General features: G+C 38.2%; 20 protein-coding genes and 1 other annotated feature. Of the genes, 1 reads left to right on the top strand and 19 read right to left on the bottom strand.

Features of this window, described 5'->3' with window-relative positions; genetic code table 11:
* Positions 1-543 precede the first annotated feature (543 nt).
* The 18 genes from SFC47_RS10305 to rpsU form a co-directional block, all read right to left on the bottom strand.
* Complete coding sequence (locus SFC47_RS10305; protein ID WP_411254198.1) at positions 544-1,353, bottom strand: pyruvate, water dikinase regulatory protein; 810 nt, start codon at positions 1,351-1,353, stop codon at positions 544-546.
* A gap of 68 nt (positions 1,354-1,421) precedes the next feature.
* The gene (ccpN, locus tag SFC47_RS10300) at positions 1,422-2,057 is read right to left on the bottom strand and encodes a transcriptional regulator CcpN (protein WP_411254197.1); all 636 of its coding nucleotides are present in this window, start codon (positions 2,055-2,057) and stop codon (positions 1,422-1,424) included.
* Positions 2,058-2,104: 47 nt separating this feature from the next.
* Positions 2,105-3,490: a glycine--tRNA ligase gene (locus SFC47_RS10295; protein WP_411254196.1), complete on the bottom strand. Its 1,386-nt coding sequence runs from the start codon at positions 3,488-3,490 to the stop codon at positions 2,105-2,107.
* 67 nt (positions 3,491-3,557) lie between these two features.
* Positions 3,558-3,742, bottom strand: a binding site (T-box leader).
* A 50-nt stretch (positions 3,743-3,792) separates the two neighbouring features.
* On the bottom strand, positions 3,793-4,545 hold the full coding sequence (gene recO / locus SFC47_RS10290) for a DNA repair protein RecO (protein ID WP_411254195.1): 753 nt from the start codon (positions 4,543-4,545) through the stop codon (positions 3,793-3,795).
* Between the two features lie 31 nt (positions 4,546-4,576).
* A complete protein-coding gene (locus SFC47_RS10285) occupies positions 4,577-4,720 on the bottom strand; it encodes a YqzL family protein (protein ID WP_081954416.1) in 144 nt (47 codons plus the stop codon).
* 288 nt (positions 4,721-5,008) lie between these two features.
* Entirely contained in the window at positions 5,009-5,929 is a 921-nt protein-coding gene (era, locus tag SFC47_RS10280; RefSeq protein ID WP_411254194.1) for a GTPase Era, read from the bottom strand.
* Complete coding sequence (locus tag SFC47_RS10275) at positions 5,919-6,320, bottom strand: cytidine deaminase (RefSeq protein WP_411254193.1); 402 nt, start codon at positions 6,318-6,320, stop codon at positions 5,919-5,921. The genes era and SFC47_RS10275 overlap by 11 nt, the downstream gene beginning before the upstream one ends.
* Positions 6,321-6,512: 192 nt before the next feature.
* Positions 6,513-6,890 (bottom strand): diacylglycerol kinase family protein, encoded by a 378-nt coding sequence (locus SFC47_RS10270; protein ID WP_411254192.1) that lies wholly within the window; start codon positions 6,888-6,890, stop codon positions 6,513-6,515.
* The gene (gene ybeY, locus SFC47_RS10265; RefSeq protein WP_411254191.1) at positions 6,874-7,347 is read right to left on the bottom strand and encodes an rRNA maturation RNase YbeY; all 474 of its coding nucleotides are present in this window, start codon (positions 7,345-7,347) and stop codon (positions 6,874-6,876) included. The genes SFC47_RS10270 and ybeY overlap by 17 nt, the downstream gene beginning before the upstream one ends.
* The gene (locus SFC47_RS10260) at positions 7,344-9,512 is read right to left on the bottom strand and encodes an HD family phosphohydrolase (RefSeq protein ID WP_411254190.1); all 2,169 of its coding nucleotides are present in this window, start codon (positions 9,510-9,512) and stop codon (positions 7,344-7,346) included. Before SFC47_RS10260 ends, ybeY begins: the two co-directional genes overlap by 4 nt.
* A 190-nt stretch (positions 9,513-9,702) precedes the next feature.
* Positions 9,703-10,671: a PhoH family protein gene (locus SFC47_RS10255; RefSeq protein WP_411254189.1), complete on the bottom strand. Its 969-nt coding sequence runs from the start codon at positions 10,669-10,671 to the stop codon at positions 9,703-9,705.
* Positions 10,668-11,861, bottom strand: a complete 1,194-nt coding sequence (gene yqfD, locus SFC47_RS10250) for a sporulation protein YqfD (protein ID WP_411254188.1) — start codon at positions 11,859-11,861, stop codon at positions 10,668-10,670. Before yqfD ends, SFC47_RS10255 begins: the two co-directional genes overlap by 4 nt.
* Positions 11,858-12,160, bottom strand: a complete 303-nt coding sequence (yqfC, locus tag SFC47_RS10245; protein WP_411254187.1) for a sporulation protein YqfC — start codon at positions 12,158-12,160, stop codon at positions 11,858-11,860. The genes yqfD and yqfC overlap by 4 nt, the downstream gene beginning before the upstream one ends.
* Before the next feature lie 96 nt (positions 12,161-12,256).
* The gene (locus SFC47_RS10240; RefSeq protein ID WP_411254186.1) at positions 12,257-12,694 is read right to left on the bottom strand and encodes a hypothetical protein; all 438 of its coding nucleotides are present in this window, start codon (positions 12,692-12,694) and stop codon (positions 12,257-12,259) included.
* A 34-nt stretch (positions 12,695-12,728) separates the two neighbouring features.
* A complete protein-coding gene (gene floA, locus SFC47_RS10235) occupies positions 12,729-13,721 on the bottom strand; it encodes a flotillin-like protein FloA (protein ID WP_411254185.1) in 993 nt (330 codons plus the stop codon).
* Positions 13,722-13,749: 28 nt separating this feature from the next.
* Entirely contained in the window at positions 13,750-14,385 is a 636-nt protein-coding gene (locus SFC47_RS10230; RefSeq protein WP_411254184.1) for an NfeD family protein, read from the bottom strand.
* A 112-nt stretch (positions 14,386-14,497) separates the two neighbouring features.
* Entirely contained in the window at positions 14,498-14,944 is a 447-nt protein-coding gene (locus tag SFC47_RS10225; RefSeq protein ID WP_411254183.1) for a GatB/YqeY domain-containing protein, read from the bottom strand.
* Positions 14,945-14,959: 15 nt separating this feature from the next.
* Complete coding sequence (rpsU, locus tag SFC47_RS10220) at positions 14,960-15,133, bottom strand: 30S ribosomal protein S21 (RefSeq protein WP_007087607.1); 174 nt, start codon at positions 15,131-15,133, stop codon at positions 14,960-14,962.
* Between the two features lie 213 nt (positions 15,134-15,346).
* Between rpsU and SFC47_RS10215 the strand changes: the two genes are divergently transcribed.
* A complete protein-coding gene (locus SFC47_RS10215) occupies positions 15,347-16,276 on the top strand; it encodes a Na/Pi symporter (protein WP_411254182.1) in 930 nt (309 codons plus the stop codon).
* Between the two features lie 927 nt (positions 16,277-17,203).
* On the opposite strand, the gene deoC is transcribed toward SFC47_RS10215, so the two are convergent.
* The gene (gene deoC, locus SFC47_RS10210; RefSeq protein ID WP_411254181.1) at positions 17,204-17,878 is read right to left on the bottom strand and encodes a deoxyribose-phosphate aldolase; all 675 of its coding nucleotides are present in this window, start codon (positions 17,876-17,878) and stop codon (positions 17,204-17,206) included.
* Positions 17,879-17,957 lie beyond the last annotated feature (79 nt).

Genomic DNA, 17,957 nt, shown 5'->3' with positions numbered 1-17,957 from the left:
ATTCATTGATTAAGTCCATCGCTTCTATCTTGGAATCAACAAAGTTCCATGCAGCATTACCATATGTAGTCGTATTGTTCCTTGATCCTAGATAAGAAGCAATAATAAGAACTTTTATGGAAAATGTAGAAGCAATTTCGACAATTTCCCCTTTCAACGGGCATGAATCTGCATCGACAAATTAGTTGGAATGCCGTTTGTATAAGTAATAATTCTACATCTCTCAGCATATTCCTTCTTTATGAAGCCAACTTTTTTAACTAACCCGCCACCCGGCAAGCCCTATAACGCGCTTCATTGGGTAATTGTGCTTATGCATTCCGTAGTAAATGAATGTGAAATGAGAATTGCCCTAAAGGACTTATGTCGAATTTTTTTCTTTAGGTTCCCTTGACATCTAACAATAAATAGTTTATTCGTATACATGCAAGTCTAAACCTAAAAGATTCATTTTTATCACAATTTTTTATTATAGTACATTATTTTCTATATTTCCATACTTTTTTGGCCTTATTTGAAAAACACATAATCTAAGATTATGTGTTAGGATCTTCTTTTATGAAAGTAATTTAGGATAACATTCGCTGTCTCTTCTACAGCCTTATTGGTAACATCAATAACTGGACAATTAATTCGGTTTACTACCTTTTCAAAGAAGGTTAACTCATCACGAATTCTTTCAATATTCGCATAGCTTGCCTGATCATTTAAACCTAGTGAGATTAACCTTTCCCGCCTAATATTATTTAATTTTTGCGGGCTGATCTTCAGACCGAAACACTTTTCGGCCGGCACCTTATATAATTCCTCTGGAGGGTCCACTTCTGGAACAAGCGGGACATTGGCAACCTTCAAGCGCTTTAAAGCTAAATATTGGGAAAGAGGGGTTTTTGACGTCCTAGATACTCCTATTAAGACTATATCCGCTTTTAATATTCCCCTAGGATCTCGTCCATCGTCATACTTCACCGCAAATTCAATGGCTTCAACTTTTTTAAAATAGTCCTCGTCAAGTTTTCTTACGAGTCCAGGTTCGCAAAGAGGGGTTTTACCGCTGAAAATTTGAATCTGGTCCATAATCGGTCCCATTAAGTCTACAGCATAAATTCCTGCTTCATCTGCTTTCTCCTTCATATAAACCCTCATATCAGGTTTTACAAGCGTAAAGGCAATCATTGCGTGGTCCATTGTAACTAGCGAAATGACTTCATCAATATGCTCCTTGTCCTCTACATAAGGGAATCTTTTCAGTGTCATTCCTGACCCATTAAACTGGCTGATTGCTGCTTTTGTAACTAATTCAGCTGTTTCCCCCACTGAATCAGATACGACATATATGACTGGTGTAATCATTCTTCCTCAACAGCTCCTCTAGGTATACTTTTTATTATTTTTCTACATCCGGGCCATAATGTTACGGATTACTCATCACCTAAGGCGACAAATGCCTTTGTAATATTTGTTTTTGTTATTCTGCCGATTACTTCTAAACCATTTGCAGCCTTCCTTACTACAGGAAGTGCGTCAATTTGTTTATCAATAAGTAATTTAGCAACATCAATCAATGAGTCTTCCATTTCACACACTGTTATATTAGGCATTCTTGTCATAATGATGTTTATTGGCAGTGCTGTAAGCTCCTGTTTGCCGATACTAGCTCTTAGCAAATCTTTTCTTGATAAGACACCAACTAGGTAAGCGTTTTGGTCTACAACAAATAATGTTCCCACATCCTCAAGGAACATTGTACAAATTGCATCATACACTGAAACATTTTCTCTCACTATGACAGGGATTGAATTATAATCTCGTACAAGTATCTTTTGGAGATTTTCAGTTAGCAGCTGTGTTCCAGATTTGCCTGTGTAAAAGTAACCTACACGAGGTCTTGCGTCCAGATACCCGGCCATGGTTAATATCGATAAATCAGGCCTGAGTGTTGCTCTTGTTAGGTTTAACTGTTCAGCAATGCTCTCCCCAGTAATCGGTCCATTATCCTTCACGATCTGAATAATAGTTTCTTGGCGTTTGGTCAGTTCTATTTTTCTCACCACCATCTTTTATCCATTATGCAGGGGTGCGGCATAAACCGCACCGCCAAACTTTAAAACAATATCTTTTCTTGGATGAAAGTGACTAGTTCTGCGATTGGTACTCTGGTTTGTTCCATTGTGTCACGGTTTCTGATTGTTACCATTTTGTCTTCTTTAGAGTCAAAGTCAAATGTTATACAGAATGGTGTACCTATTTCATCATGTCTGCGGTAACGTTTTCCAATTGAGCCAGCTTCATCATAGTCAACTGAAAAATGTTTTGCTAATGTTTCGTACACTTCTCTTGCTTCTTCTGACAGCTTCTTCGATAACGGAAGGACTGCAGCCTTAAATGGTGCCAGTGCAGGATGGAAACGCATAACAGTTCTGGATGTTCCATCTTCGAGCTGCTCTTCGTCATAAGCATCAATTAAAAATGCTAATGTTACCCTGTCTGCTCCCAAAGAAGGCTCGATACAATAAGGTACATATCTTTCATTAGTCTCTGGGTCTATATAGTTGAAATCTTCACCAGAGAATTGCATATGCTGTTTAAGATCATAATCCGTCCGAGAAGCTACGCCCCAGAGTTCTCCCCAGCCAAATGGGAATTTATATTCAAAGTCAGTAGTCGCATTACTATAGTGTGAAAGTTCATCCTCTGAATGATCACGAAGTCTTAAGTTTTCCTTATTTAATCCTAGAGAATGAAGCCATTGTTCTGCAAAGTTCTTCCAATAATCAAACCATTTCAATTCCTCACCAGGTTTACAGAAGAACTCAAGCTCCATTTGTTCAAACTCACGAGTTCGGAATGTAAAGTTACCAGGTGTAATTTCATTACGGAAGCTTTTTCCGATTTGTGCAATCCCAAAAGGTAATTTCTTTCTCATTGTACGCTGAACATTTTTGAAATTAACGAAGATCCCTTGTGCCGTTTCAGGGCGGAGAAATATTTCGTTCGTGCTTGATTCTGTTACCCCTTGGAAGGTTTTAAACATAAGGTTAAACTGACGAATACCAGTAAAATCATGACTTCCGCAATCTGGGCAGGCAATATTATGTTCTTTAACGAGTTCTTCCATTTTATCAAACGGAAGTCCATCAACAATCATCTCGATTCCCTTTTCATCAAGGGCATTTTCAATTAACTTATCAGCACGGTGTCTGGCTTTACAGTTTTTACAGTCAATCATAGGGTCATTAAAGTTACCGATATGACCTGAAGCTTCCCAAGTCCTTGGGTTCATCAAAATACTGGCATCTAAACCAACATTGTATGGAGACTCTTGAACAAACTTCTTCCACCAAGCCTGTTTAATGTTGTTTTTAAATTCAACACCTAATGGTCCATAATCCCATGTATTTGCAAGTCCTCCGTAAATTTCGGACCCTGGAAAGATAAATCCTCTGTGTTTTGCATGAGAAACAATTTGCTCCATAGATACACTACTCATTGTTTTAACTCCTCTTCGTTTTATAAAAATAGAAAATAAAAAACTCCCATCACTATGCTATTTAAAGCATAGGGACGAGAGTTACCCGCGGTTCCACCCTATTTGCTGCAAGATTAGCAGCCTCTTTGATGTGTGAGTTCACACATGATATGCTCAAGAACGCCTTCCTTAGGTCCCTATACCCTAGCTCACACCATCCTAGGTTCGCTTTTATAAGAAGTACTAAGTACTTTTTTCCGTCAACGCATCTATTTATTATTAAAACACATCATATCTAAATCTAAAATAAAAGTCAATAAGTACTAGAATTGATTTCTGAATTTTTCCATTGACTGGAGAAACTTCTTTGTTTTTAGATAAAGACCTGAATATTCTTCGTAGTAAGCAGTAATGACTCTTTTTAACTCATCCTTTGTTTCCTGCTTGACTGAGATGTTTCCAAGCCTTGAGAGATCAATAAAATATAATTGCCGTAATAATTTTACAGATGATGGCGATAATTTATAATGGTACGGATCCTTCTCTAAACAACGATGACAGATAAAGCCGCCTTCACGGATGGAAAAAGAAAAAATTCCGTCTGTGCTGCCGCAAACGGAACATTGATTAAGAATTGGATATAATCCTAATACATTCAGCATCTTCATTTCATAGATATTCATCAGTATATCTGAGTCGTACCCTTCATTCATATAGTTAAGTGTTTGGAAAAGCAGTTCGAAATGAAATGGGTTTGGTTTCTTATCATCTGTACACTTATCTGTTAATTCGACGATATAACTAGCATATGCAGTTAGGAATATATCTTCTCCAATGCTCCTAAAGCTTGTAATCATTTCTCCCTGTTGAAGAGTTCCTAATCCAGTACCTCTTTGGACGAGAAAATATCCGTGAGTAAAAAGCTGGGAGATAGAGGAAAGCCGGCTGTTTGGCTTTTTAGCACCTCTTGCCATAACACCGGTCTTTCCCCATTCTCTGGTATATAGAGTAATAATTTTATTGGTTTCACCATAATCTGTAGTTCTAATGACGATGCCTTCACACTTTTGGAGCATATTTGTCACCATCCCGATACATTAGACAAACTTATGAAACGGGAAAATCCATTTGCGCTAGATCTTCATTCTGATTTCCGGGTATTTCTTGGTTTTCCTTCTCAAGCTCTTTATAGAGAAGATATGTGTCAATATTACCTGTCTGAAGGAATACTTTCCACGTAAAATCCATCATCGAAAACCCCACCTTTCATGATTTAGACTAGCCTTTTTAAGAATCCCAAACCTTACAATTATCATAGCCTGCCCGAGCAAAAATCATAAGACGAAAAATTTGTTAATGTTGTCCATGCATAATTCTATTAATACGATAATATTTTAGTTAGGGTTATTACGAAAAGCGGAAGCGCCTTGTTCAGCCCCGACAAGCATAAGACGAGCCGGCAGGAAGGTTGCTTTTTAACCTTCATGACGGATTGGCTTATGACTCGAGGGGCTAGGCGCTGCAGCTAGACAGCATGAATTAATATTCATCTTCGTTAAAGCCATAATCGCGAAGCTGGGACATTTTATTCCGCCAATCCTTTTGTACTTTAACCCAAAGCTCTAAGAAAACTTTTGAACCTAAGAGATTCTCAATATCCACTCGGGCGCGTTTTCCTATTTCCTTTAGCATACTTCCTTGTTTCCCAATAATGATGCCCTTTTGAGAATCTCTTTCCACAATAACCGTGGCCATTACATGAATGATATCCTTGCCTCCGTGCTGACGTTCCATTTTATCTAGAACAACAGCAAGGGAATGAGGTATTTCTTCACGTGTTAAGTGCAGCGCTTTCTCACGTATTAATTCTGTGATGATAAATCTTTCTGGATGATCGGTTACCTGGTCAGCCGGATAATACTGAGGCCCCTCAGGTAAATAAACTTTAATTTGTTCTAGTAAACGTTCCACATTATTTCCTTCAAGTGCTGAAATAGGAACAATCTCTTTAAAAGGATATTTTTCTTTATATGATTCAATTAGTGGCAGTAATTCATCTGGGTGTATCTGATCAATTTTATTTATTACAAGGAAGATAGGTGTGTTGATGGTTTCGAATTTTTCAAGAATAAATTCTTCCCCGCGTCCAAACCCTTCCTCAGCATTTACCATAAATAGGATTAAATCAACTTCTTTTAATGTGTTTTGTGCAACCTTCATCATAAAATCGCCTAGTTTATGCTTTGGCTTATGAATCCCTGGAGTATCAATAAAGACCATTTGGGTATCATCTAAGGTTAATACACCCTGTATTTTATTTCGAGTTGTCTGTGGCTTATCGCTCATAATAGCAATTTTTTGACCAATAACACGATTAAGAAATGTTGATTTACCTACATTGGGCCGGCCAATAATGGAAATAAAACCTGATTTATAACCTTTATTTTCATTACTCAGCATGTAAATCCTCCGGAGAAAAGGCACCTGGCAGTAACTCAGCTACAGTAATTTCTAAAATATCACCTTTTAAGTTGGTAAGAACAACCTTCATGTCACCTGGACACAGTTCCGAAATTACCTGCCGGCATGCCCCGCATGGCGAGCACGGACGCTCTGTATCAGCGACTACTGCAAGCATTTTAAAGTCACGATCACCTTCAGAATAAGCTTTAAACAAGGCAGTACGTTCAGCGCAATTGCACATGCTATAAGCGGCATTTTCAATGTTACATCCATGATATACTTTTCCATCTGTTGTTAAGAGGGCAGCTCCTACTTGAAAATTAGAGTAAGGAACATATGCTTTTTCTCTTGCTTTCTTTGATTCTTCGATTAGTTTCTCGGTGTTCAAAATTCAATCTTCCCTTCAGGCAGTAATATCTGCCGCTTTCTTTATTTTACCCTAAAAATGTCATAAAATCATCACTTGTAGCGAAAAAGTAATATAAAAATTTGAATTTTCATAAAAATCAGCTAATTCATTTATTTTTGTTTAAAGCCGATAAGTAATTGTACCGAATTCATATTTCCATTTCAAATCACATTAGAATAACCAGTCAAAAAAATATGGTATAAAGATAAAGATTCCGACCACAACCGCAGTAACAGTGTATATAAAGACCGCTCCTGCAGCTATGTCTTTGGCTTGTTTTGCAAGCGGGTGGTATTCTTTTGTAATTAAATCAACTATAGTTTCGATTGCAGTATTTATTAATTCTAGTGAGAAAACACCGCCTATTGCCACTATGACAAATAACCATTCCGTTTTACTAATAGAAAAGAATATAGAACACCCAATTACTATTAAAGATACCAATAAATGAATGCGCATATTTCTTTCTGTCCTAAGGGCTGTCTGAATCCCAATCAAGGCAAAATTGAATGATTTCCATAAAGGAAAGCGTTTATCTTGTAAGTCCATAATCGTCTAAGATTTCCTTTTGTCTTGAAAACATTTTTTCTTCCTCTTCCTTTTCCATGTGATCATAGCCCAGGAGATGGAGGAAACCATGGACGGACAAAAAGCCTAGTTCACGAATAAATGAATGCCCATATTCCTTTGCCTGTTCTTCAGCCTTAGGTATAGAAATGATGATATCTCCCAAGACACGAGGCAGCTCGGCCCCCACTAATGGTATTTCTCCTTCACCAAGCTCTTCCATTGCAAATGAAATAACATCCGTAGGGGCGTCTTTGTCTCTAAATTCCCGATTAATTTCATGAATTCTTTCATTCGTTACAAATGTAACAGAAACCTCGCTATCTTCTTCAACATTTTCCTTTTCTGCCGCAAAATTCAACAGGTTTTCAATTTGTTCCATTTGCTCATTAGACAGTTGATTTGTTTCGTCCACTAAATCAATCATCAACTTGTTCATACTTGAACCACCTTCTTCGTCATCTCTGGATATTCAATTCTTGAGTGAAAAATTCCCTTTAATGTTTCACAAAAAGAGTGCGAAACCGTTTCTAGTTCTTTTAATGTTAAGTCACATTCATTTAACTGCCCATCCTGAAGCCGGTCTGAAACAATCTTCTTAACTAGCGATTCGATCGTTTCAGGCGTAGGCTGATTAAGCGATCTAACCGCAGCCTCTACGCTGTCAGCAATACCAACAATAGCCGATTCTTTAGTCTGAGGCTTTGGGCCAGGATAACGGTATTCTTCTTCCTTTACATCCTGCCCGCCTTGTAATGCCTTATGGTAAAAGAATTTCAATAAAGTAGTACCATGGTGTTGTTCAGCAATATGAATAATTTCCTTTGGCATATTATATTTTCTTAATATTGCTGCTCCATCCGTTACGTGGGAAATGATAATATTTGCACTTTTATCAGGAGGCAGACGGTCATGCGGGTTTTCAAGGTGCATCTGATTTTCTATGAAAAAGTTAGGACGTTTTGTTTTACCAATATCATGGTAATAACAGCCAACTCTTGCAAGCAAACCATTAGCGCCAATAGCTTCACAGGCTGCATCTGCTAAATTCGCCACCATAACGCTATGGTGATAGGTCCCAGGTGCCTCCATTAAGATTTTCCTCAAAAGTGGATGATTAGGGCTCGATAGCTCAATCAACTTCATTGTGGATAGAATTCCGAAGCTAGTTTCTAATAATGGTAATAATCCCATTGTCAAAACAGCTGAACCAATCCCTGAAAAGATGGCTGTTAAGATATAATACCCATATTCCAATCCTGAAAATTGCCCATTTGGCAAAAACATAAGTGCCCATATGGTAAAAAGATTAACTGCAGCTGCAATGGACCCTGCTTGCAAAATTTTGGAGCGCTGATTTTGGTCACCTAAAAAGAGTAATGCTGCCAGGGAACTAAACAAAATATAAATTCCCACAGAAAAGTTAAGTGTCCCAGAAACTCCTTCATTAAATAAAAGACTTCCAAATATTGAAAAGATAATTGAAGAAAGAATCGCAAGTTTTTCGTCAATTAAAATCTTAATTAACATCCCGCCCATAGCTGCTGGGAATAAATACCCAATTCCTGAATAGTTAAAAATTTGAAGCATACTGATAATTTTCAATATAAAAAACGTCAGAATAAAAACAATCCCAAACAAGAGCAGGTTCGTCTGTCGCTTCTCCGGATTTTCCTTCATTTGATAGAAATAATAATAAATCGAAGACAGAATGATTGAAAGTAAGATTATTAAACCAATGAATGGTTTATAAGATTGTTTATTGTCTAATAACCCTACTAACTCCAGCTGCCTGAACTCTTCCTGACGGATTAATTTACCTTCTTCTATAATAATTTGTCCCTGCAGGATTCTAACAGGCTCAATAGATTCTGCTGTTTGTTTACGCAGTTCTTCTGTAGCCTCTGGATCATAAAACTCATTCTGAATGACTGCATATCTTCCTAATTCTATCGATGCATTCTTTAAATCACCATTCAAGGTTGTGAATTTTAATTCTTCTTCAAGGCTTTTTTTCGCATTTTCTACATCGTCAGCTGAAATCCGCTTGTTCATTACATTGTTTATTGCCGTTACTGTCAAGTCTTTTGCAATCGATAACTCATCATCGCTGGCTTGTACAAGTGCAGTAAAAACACGCTCTGATAAATCTTTAATTACACGATCAGTTAATTTCCCCTTTAGCAGGGTTACTTCTTCCTCAACAGAAGGTTCGAGTACATCAAATGGTTCATCACCTGTCTCTAGCTTTTTTTTCATGTCATCCTCTATTTCTTTATTGACTTCTACAGCGGAGTCAAAAATGGATGAAATCAAATCTACTTGATTGGATGAATATTCCTTTTTCAACGTGTAGACGTCTTGAACATGATCCAAGGCCTCTTGACGTTTTTTTTCTGTACTAATTTTATCCTCAACTGTTGCTGGGGATCGAATTGTTTTCTCAGCTACTGTTAATAGGCTAATATCGAGTTTTTCAGGCTTTACATTGCCATACATAGAGATAAATAGGATGATACCTAAAGCTACAAACACGATAATTCTGAAGAAGGTATAATCAAGAAGCTTTTTTATTTGAAATAAGTATTGCTGGATTTTTTTCAACTAACTCCCCCCAAAAGCACCAAAAATAACCGTAGTCAAGTATGTAATCACGCTTTATGTAAAATGATAACAGTTTTTCCCTTAAGTTTCATCTTCTAAAAAAAGATTGGCTGTTAAAGTATGGAAATTGTTGTGATTGTATGGCAAAAGGGATAAACCCCTAGACGGTTTATCCCTTTTGCCATTACGTTTAGTTTTGCACCGGTTTTTTTTCGTATGCCTCAATAATCCTTCCGACAAGCGGGTGACGGACAACATCACTTTGTTCTAAGAAAATAAACGAAATTCCTTTTACACCTAATAAGATATTCTCTGCTGCAATTAGACCGGACTTGGCACCTTTTGGTAAATCGATTTGTGTTTGGTCACCAGTAATAACCATTTTCGAGCCAAAACCAAGCCTTGTCAGGAACATCTTCATTTGGGCATGTGTTGTATTTTGGGCTTCATCTAGAATTACAAATGCATCGTCCAATGTCCGGCCCCTCATGTAAGCTAACGGGGCAATTTCAATGGTCCCGCGTTCAATTAACCTTTGTGTATGTTCGGCACCTAAAACGTCATTTAACGCATCATATAGAGGACGTAAATATGGATCGACCTTTTCTTTTAAATCGCCAGGTAAAAATCCAAGACTCTCACCAGCCTCTACTGCGGGTCTTGTTAAAATTATCTTGTTTACCTGACCATTCTTTAAAGCATTTACTGCCATTACCACTGCTAAATACGTTTTACCTGTTCCCGCTGGTCCAATTCCAAATACAAGGTCATTTTGTCTGATAGCCATAATGTATTGTCTTTGCCCGAGCGTTTTAATTCGAATACTTTTACCTTTTACATTCTTTGCAATTTCTTCATCGTAAAGATTATCAAAGTAATCGAGGGTCCCTTTCTGCGCCATTTGAATGGCTGACAATACATCCCTTTGGCTGATGGTTACGCCCTTTCTAATGACAAAAATAAGTTTATCAAGAATTTGACTTGCTAGAATTACTCTTTCTTCATCTCCAGAAAGGCTGACTGATTCACCGCGTGTAACAATCGATACTTTGAGTTCATCTTCAATTATTTTTAAATTTGCATCCGCATTGCCAATCAGGGCTATTGCTTCAGTTGGATTTTCTAGTTGTACATTTATTGTTTTTAGATTTATCGTCATTCAGGAGTCTCCTTGGGTATTGGTTGTCCAATCGCAATATTTTCGATAATCTTAAAGTGGATATCTAGGATAACTTTACCATTTTTCAACTCTTTGTGTAAAATTTTTTCATCTTTTATCTTAGCTTCTTCATCCAACCCGCTTTTTATTTTATTTTTGGCTAATTCAATTGCAATTTTTTCAGCTTCACCCTTCGTATACGTTCGAGTCATCTCTTCTTTTGCTCTCAATGTTTCATTACCAATAGAAATGGGCAGCTTCCATTTGAGGAAATAAATACTCTTTTCATTTTTTTCTGCCTCATATTCCTTAAATTCAGGTTCACCAAATCCCCATACAGGTATCTCTAAATTGCCTAAGATTAAAGAGTGCTTTTGCATTTCTTGACCATTAAATACATGGAAATTCGTTTTTAACGGCAGTTCAACATGGCTTTTATACCACGTTTCCCCCCAGACCTCACCAACTGCAGCAACTTGCTGTGTTTGGCCTTCTTTTCCTATAACACCGGAAACAAGTAATTGACCTGCTTCCACATGATCATTAATATCTACCATCTTCTGCCCGGTCTCAACATACATTGATGAAATAACGGCTTTCTTTTTTGCTACAAGATTTCTTGGCGGCAGCTGCTCCGGCTTTTCAGGTTCCTTCTTCTCAACGACTTGAAGGTGATAGGTTGTCCCCTTTAACTCCACACCAACCCACGTAAGATTGCCTACATTATTTGTTAAATTCCGTTGAATTCCTTCTACATTATCCACAAAGAATTGAACCTTTCCAATTTTCACACCCATCTTGTCCAATTCTTTGCGAATCTGATACTCTGTTGCAGGTTTAGCTCCCTTAATTTCAATTCCCCAAATAACATTAGATAAGAACATAATAATCAATAGGAAAAGAATAGCTCCACCAACGAACCCGCCGTTTTTCAATAATCGCTTAAATAAAAAAGGCATTCCTGCCCTTCTTAAGAAAGTAATGGAGCATTCTTTTTCTCTTGCATAATGCCTAATTTTTAAAGCATCCTCGAGTCTCATCGTAAAAGTAATCGTTTCAGTTCCATGTCGTTTTACATTCCATATCATCAGGCCATTCCTAGTAAGAACGTTTAAAAATCTTTCTATTCCTCTTCCCGATACTTTTACCGTTACTTTGCCAGAAAAAAATTCGATCCATTGGTTTTTCATTTTGCTCCTCCTGGATTTTCATTTATATAAATGACCTGATCAATCTTACCCTCAAGTAAAATCTCTTCAGGCAATATCGTTTTAATTACGAAAGAATTCCCTCTTACTTGTAATTGACCCTGCTTTAACAACAAACGCAATTCTTTATCTGTAAAAGTAATTAATCCTCTATGGTTCTCAATGTATATATGGATTTGCCCAATCATCGTAATTCGGGGTAAATCCATCATGACGTCTTGAGGAAGATCCATTTTTTGTGTCATCCAGTTTCGGACACGCTGGCCCCATTTTTTTGCCATAAAAAAAGAACCCCCTTTCATCTCATATGTATGAAATGAAAGGAGGTTCTAGCACACCTTTTTCTTATGTTATAAAGGCTTATAAAAATAATTTATTTAGCCTTTTCTAGAAGAATATGGCTTTTTTGCTCTTGGTTCACCTAATATCTCCGCCCAAATAATTCCATTAATAATTGTCTTTTCGTCTGGTTTTTCAAGTGTAATGTCGCCGGATTCCACTTTGGTTTTGACATTTTTACTTGGCTGCAACGGTTTTTCTTGCAGCTTTGGGATAACTGGGTACTGCTTTAGCTCATGATATTTCTTCTCTAGACTCTTCGTATCATTTTCCTGGTTTACAGAAACACCTGAAGATATCATCTGCTCTTTGTTACTAGGAATCCCGGCCATTTGCTGTTCAACCTTTGTGCGAAATTCATTAAATCCTTTTGATGGAAAAGGTTTTGTTCTTGTTCCTGGATTATTTTTACCCTTCGCTTTACCAAAGATTGATGAGAGAATCCCAGCAATAATTAAAAATAAAATGGTTTCCATGCCTCACCCTCCATTCGGGTAATCAATCGGTGGTTTAGCGGTCGTCTTTCTTATCACCAGTCATCTTGCCGATAGATCCGCGCATATCTGTATCAGCCGAAATATTTTTATAGTTCATATATTCCATAACACTGATATTACCAGATTTCAAGGCTTCTGACATCGCCAGCGGCACCTCTGCCTCTGCCTCAACAACCTTTGCTCTCATTTCCTCAACTCTTGCCTTCATTTCCTGTTCAGTCGCAACAGCCATCGCCCTGCGCTCTTCTGCTTTTGCCTGAGCAATTTTCTTATCAGCCTCTGCTTGTTCGGTTTGAAGTTCAGCACCTATGTTTCTTCCTAAGTCAACATCAGCTATATCAATGGACAGGATTTCAAATGCGGTACCAGAGTCTAACCCTTTAGCTAAAACGGTTTGCGAAATCAATTCAGGGCTCTCGAGTACTTTACTATGGTCAAGGGAGGAACCAATCGTCGAGATAACCCCTTCACCAACACGCGCGACGACAGTATCTTCTCCCGCACCACCAACAAGACGGTCAATATTCGCACGGACAGTAATTCTCGCTTTTGCTTTTACCTCTATTCCGTTCATAGCGACACCTGCAATAAACGGGGTTTCGATTACTTTTGGATTAACACTCATTTGCACAGCTTCTAATACGTCACGCCCCGCAAGGTCAATCGCGGCACAACGCTCGAATGATAATTCAATGTTTGCACGATGTGCTGCAATCAATGCATTCACCACTCTATCCACATTCCCTCCTGCAAGGTAATGACTTTCGAGCTGATTGGTTGTTACATTTAATCCTGCCTTATGTGCTTTAATTAGCGGATTGACCACTCTGCTCGGTGTAACCCGTCTTAGTCTCATCCCAACTAATGTAAAGATACTGATTCGAACACCTGCAGCAAGAGCCGAAACCCAAAGCATTACCGGAACAAACGATAATAATATTCCGAGAAAAATTAATGCCACAACGATAATACCAATCATAAATAAACTTCCACTTGTTAATTCCATAGCACTTACCTCCTTGTTATTCCTTACTTTAAACTTTCCTTACGACGATACGGGCTCCTTCAACCTTTATGACAGTGATTCTTGCATTTTGATCAATGAAATCACCTTCACTTACCACATCGACTCTTTCATTATTAATAACAGCTGTTCCAGACGGCCTTAATACTGTCAATGCAATCCCTTCTTTTCCTACTAAGTCTGTCCGGTTTACATTCGACACATAGCCATCCTCTTTTTTTGCAGAATCAAATAGAATCATACGATTAAACAAAACCATCTTCTTGCCCAGGACCTTAATCATAAAAAATAGAACAGCAATAGAAATACAGATTGCGATGAAAATAGAGATCCCCATATTTAAAGGATTCTCTCCAGCTATAAAAAGACTTGCTATTAATGCGGCTAACCCTAGTGTCCCTGAAATCGCTCCTGGAAGAAAAAATTCTAAGAAAATTAGCATGATTCCTACAGCAAATAACATAATCGTTCCGAATCCAGCGAGACCAGCTTGAAAATGCCCATAAAAAAATAGTAGTAACGCAAATAAACCTATGAATCCGGATATGCCAAATTTTGATGAAAATAGCTCATATACAATGGCTGCCCCTGCAATCGATAATAGCAGCGTTACAACGATTGGGTTTGTTAGAAACTCTATCATCATTACCCTCCCCTCTAGTCGACACTATTCATACGTTTATAGAGCCATTTAAGTTTCATTTAAAAATATGAAAAAACCGCAAGCTATCCGCTTGCGGTTTTGGTTGTCAGAATAATTATGAAAGGTGTTGTTGTACGTATTTATTAACAAGTGACCCGTCTGCTTTGCCCTTTACTTTAGGCATGATCGCAGCCATCACTTTTCCCATATCCGCTTTTGATTTTGCACCGACCTCAGAGATTGTTTCTTTAACAATTTCTGACAACTCTTCTTCGGAAAGCTGCTTCGGTAAATACAGTTCGACGATTGCCAACTCTGCACGCAATTTATCAACAAGGTCTTGACGACCTGCTTTATCAAATTCATGGAGGGATTCTTTGCGTTGCTTCACTTCGCGAGAAAGGATAGTTAACTCAGCTTCTTCGGAAAGCTCTTTAGTTCCAAGCTTAATCGCTTCATTTTGCAATGAAGCTTTTACCATCCGAATCGTTACGAGTTTGTCTTTTTCCTTATTTTTCATCGCTTGTTTCATGTCATTATTTAAACGCTCGAGAAGACTCATAAATTACACCCTCTCTTAGAACTTACGTTTTCTTGCTGCTTCAGACTTTTTCTTACGCTTTACACTTGGCTTTTCGTAGAATTCGCGCTTTCTTGCCTCTTGCAAAGTACCAGTTTTTGATACTGTACGTTTGAAGCGACGAAGAGCATCTTCAAGCGATTCGTTTTTACGAACGACGGTTTTAGACATTCTCTTTCCCTCCCTCCGAAACACAACACACTTACATTCAATCCATGTACCTTGCAATTATAATATAACCTGTAAACAAGGTCAACTGTATTTATAGAGTTGAAACAAGCTTTTACTATTTTTATTCATATATCCATAATTTTTTGAACAACCCCCATAAATCTGGCATGTCCCTTTCCCACAGGCATACAATGAAGAGAGGGGTGAAGAGACATGCTATACATAATATTATTTATCTTATTTATCTTATTATTTATATTTGGAATGACCATTATTAGGTTTGGATTATTTAATTTATCAGGTAATAAATTAAAAGGATGGCTGACAAAACTTACAAGTACACCACTAAAAGGAATGGTGACAGGCACGTTTGTCACTGCATTATTACAGAGCAGTTCTGCAGTCATGGTTATTACGATCGGGTTAATATCAGCGAAAATTATGACTTTTCCTCAATCGATTGGAATTATACTGGGTACAAATATTGGAACTACCTTTAAAACCGAGCTTATTACCTTTAACCTTGATAAAGTTCTCGTTCCACTCGCTATTATTGGAGCCCTTCTTACCTTTTTTAAACCTATTAAGATTAGAAGTATCGGGATGGTCACCTTTGGTATCGCCTCAGTTTTCACAGCTATGAAAGGTTTTGAGCTATTAGCTCAGCCTTTAACTGCACTCCCTTTTATCAATAATTTCATCCTCTCTATTAACGATAATATATTGTTAAGTATCCTGACTGGAGCCATTATTACTGCCATTATCCAATCTAGTACAGCTATGACCGGCATCACCATGGGATTTTTAACTGCAGGTCTTCTTCATCTTGATGCAGGAATTGCCATCGTATTTGGAGCCAATATCGGGACATGCATTACCGCTCTGATTGCTTCTATTGGAGGCGGTAAAGAATCAAAATTAGCAGCATTCGCTCATGTTTGGCTAAACGTCGCTGGTGTTTTACTTTTTACTCCGTTTATACCGGTATTGTCTGAGAATGCTCATTTATTAGCGGATGAAAAAATGATCCAACTAGCACATATTAGTGTAATATTTAATGTCGTTTCATCTATTATGGTTCTGCCTTTTGCTACGAAGTTTGGGGAAATGATTCTTAAGGTTCATGGAGGAAAGGCAAAATAATGGTTTTATCGATATGGAAACTTTGTAGGATGGTGGGCACTTATTAGGGGATGAGGGCCCTTAGTCTTATTAAAAGTGAAGAAGCGGGCACTCATGGGAGCTATGAGTGCCCGTACCCTTATAAAAATTGAAGCGACGGGCACTCATGAGAGTGATGAGTGACCGTTACCCTATAAAAATTGAAGCGGCGGGCTCTCATAATGGCCATGAGTGACCGTTACCCTATAAAAATTGAAGCGGCGGGCTCTCATAATGGCCATGAGTGACCGTTACCCTATAAAAATTGAAGCGGCGGGCTCTCATAAGAGTGATGAGGACCGTAATCCTAAAAAAATAGAAGTAGCGGGCACTCATAAGAGTGATGAGTGACCGTTACCCTATAAAAATTGAAGCAGCGGGCTCTCATATGGGCCATGAGTGACCGTTAGCCTATAAAAATTGAAGCAGCGGGCTCTCATATGGGCCATGAGTGACCGTTAGCCTATAAAAATTGAAAGCAGCGGGCTCTCATATGGACCATGAGTGACCGTTACCCTATAAAAATTGAAGCGGCGGGCTCTCATAAGGGCCATGAGTGACCGTTACCCTATAAAAATTGAAGCAGCGGGCTCTCATATGGGCCATGAGTGACCGTTACCTTATAAAAAAAGCAGCAGCGGGCTCTCATATGGACCATGAGTGACCGTTACCCTATAAAAATAAGAGTAGCGGGCACTCATATGGGCAATGAGTGACCGTTACCCTATAAAAATTGAAGCAGCGGGCTCTCATAAGTACCATGAGTGACCGTTACCCTATAAAAATTGAAGCAGCGGGCTCTCATATGGACCATGAGTGCCCATAACCCTATAATAATAGAAGCAGCGGGCACTCATATCAGCAATAAGAGCTCAATATTATGTCAAAAAGACGGCAATCGCCATCTTTTTAATAATCTGTAGCAGCAGTAAGTCCTTGAAGAATAGCTACTCCTGCACTTGCACCAATTCTTGTCGCACCCGCTTCAATCATCTTTTCGGTATCTGCTGTATTTCGCACCCCTCCAGAAGCTTTCACACCAATATCAGGTCCTACAGTTTGTCTCATTAATTTGATATCTTCAACAGTAGCACCACCTGTTGAGAACCCAGTTGATGTTTTCACATAATCGGTTCCAGCCTTGACTGCCAGTTGGCAGGCACGGACTTTTTCTTCCTCTGTTAACAAGCTCGTCTCTATAATAACTTTTGTTAATGCCCTGCCCTTTGCTGCCTCAACAACAGCACGAATATCCTTTTCTACCAACTCATCATTTTTATCTTTTAAAGCACCAATGTTAATAACCATATCAACTTCATCTGCACCATTTTCAATTGCATTATTTGTCTCAAAAGCCTTTGTTTCAGGCGTTGTGGCACCTAATGGAAATCCAATAACGGTACAAACCTTTACACCGCTGCCACTTAGTAAATCTCTCGCAGTACTTACCCATGTGGGATTCACACATACGGAAAAGAATTTATGTTCTATTGCCTCTTGGCAGAGTATTTCAATTTGTTGACGGGTTGCATCCGCTTTTAACAGTGTATGGTCAATCATTGCCGCAATATTTGTAGTAGCCATGGTAAGACTCCTTTCGGTTTTAAAAGCATTTACTTCTTACAATAGGATACCCAATTTTCAATAAAAAAAGGGACCGAAA

The organism is Neobacillus niacini (assembly GCF_046591715.1).
Lineage (GTDB): Bacteria > Bacillota > Bacilli > Bacillales > Cytobacillaceae > Neobacillus > Neobacillus niacini_L.
This window is presented reverse-complemented; position numbering and strand designations above follow the sequence as displayed.

What these genes read in the sequence shown, in the direction of transcription:
- SFC47_RS10305 (WP_411254198.1), bottom strand. Translation starts at nt 1,353, where the DNA reads ATGATTACACCAGTCATATATGTCGTATCTGATTCAGTGGGGGAAACA.
- ccpN (WP_411254197.1), bottom strand. Translation starts at nt 2,057, where the DNA reads ATGGTGGTGAGAAAAATAGAACTGACCAAACGCCAAGAAACTATTATT.
- SFC47_RS10295 (WP_411254196.1), bottom strand. Translation starts at nt 3,490, where the DNA reads ATGAGTAGTGTATCTATGGAGCAAATTGTTTCTCATGCAAAACACAGA.
- recO (WP_411254195.1), bottom strand. Translation starts at nt 4,545, where the DNA reads ATGCTCCAAAAGTGTGAAGGCATCGTCATTAGAACTACAGATTATGGT.
- SFC47_RS10285 (WP_081954416.1), bottom strand. Translation starts at nt 4,720, where the DNA reads ATGATGGATTTTACGTGGAAAGTATTCCTTCAGACAGGTAATATTGAC.
- era (WP_411254194.1), bottom strand. Translation starts at nt 5,929, where the DNA reads ATGCTGAGTAATGAAAATAAAGGTTATAAATCAGGTTTTATTTCCATT.
- SFC47_RS10270 (WP_411254192.1), bottom strand. Translation starts at nt 6,890, where the DNA reads ATGGACTTACAAGATAAACGCTTTCCTTTATGGAAATCATTCAATTTT.
- ybeY (WP_411254191.1), bottom strand. Translation starts at nt 7,347, where the DNA reads ATGAACAAGTTGATGATTGATTTAGTGGACGAAACAAATCAACTGTCT.
- SFC47_RS10255 (WP_411254189.1), bottom strand. Translation starts at nt 10,671, where the DNA reads ATGACGATAAATCTAAAAACAATAAATGTACAACTAGAAAATCCAACT.
- yqfD (WP_411254188.1), bottom strand. Translation starts at nt 11,861, where the DNA reads ATGAAAAACCAATGGATCGAATTTTTTTCTGGCAAAGTAACGGTAAAA.
- yqfC (WP_411254187.1), bottom strand. Translation starts at nt 12,160, where the DNA reads ATGGCAAAAAAATGGGGCCAGCGTGTCCGAAACTGGATGACACAAAAA.
- SFC47_RS10240 (WP_411254186.1), bottom strand. Translation starts at nt 12,694, where the DNA reads ATGGAAACCATTTTATTTTTAATTATTGCTGGGATTCTCTCATCAATC.
- floA (WP_411254185.1), bottom strand. Translation starts at nt 13,721, where the DNA reads ATGGAATTAACAAGTGGAAGTTTATTTATGATTGGTATTATCGTTGTG.
- SFC47_RS10230 (WP_411254184.1), bottom strand. Translation starts at nt 14,385, where the DNA reads ATGATGATAGAGTTTCTAACAAACCCAATCGTTGTAACGCTGCTATTA.
- SFC47_RS10225 (WP_411254183.1), bottom strand. Translation starts at nt 14,944, where the DNA reads ATGAGTCTTCTCGAGCGTTTAAATAATGACATGAAACAAGCGATGAAA.
- rpsU (WP_007087607.1), bottom strand. Translation starts at nt 15,133, where the DNA reads ATGTCTAAAACCGTCGTTCGTAAAAACGAATCGCTTGAAGATGCTCTT.
- SFC47_RS10215 (WP_411254182.1), top strand. Translation starts at nt 15,347, where the DNA reads ATGCTATACATAATATTATTTATCTTATTTATCTTATTATTTATATTT.
- deoC (WP_411254181.1), bottom strand. Translation starts at nt 17,878, where the DNA reads ATGGCTACTACAAATATTGCGGCAATGATTGACCATACACTGTTAAAA.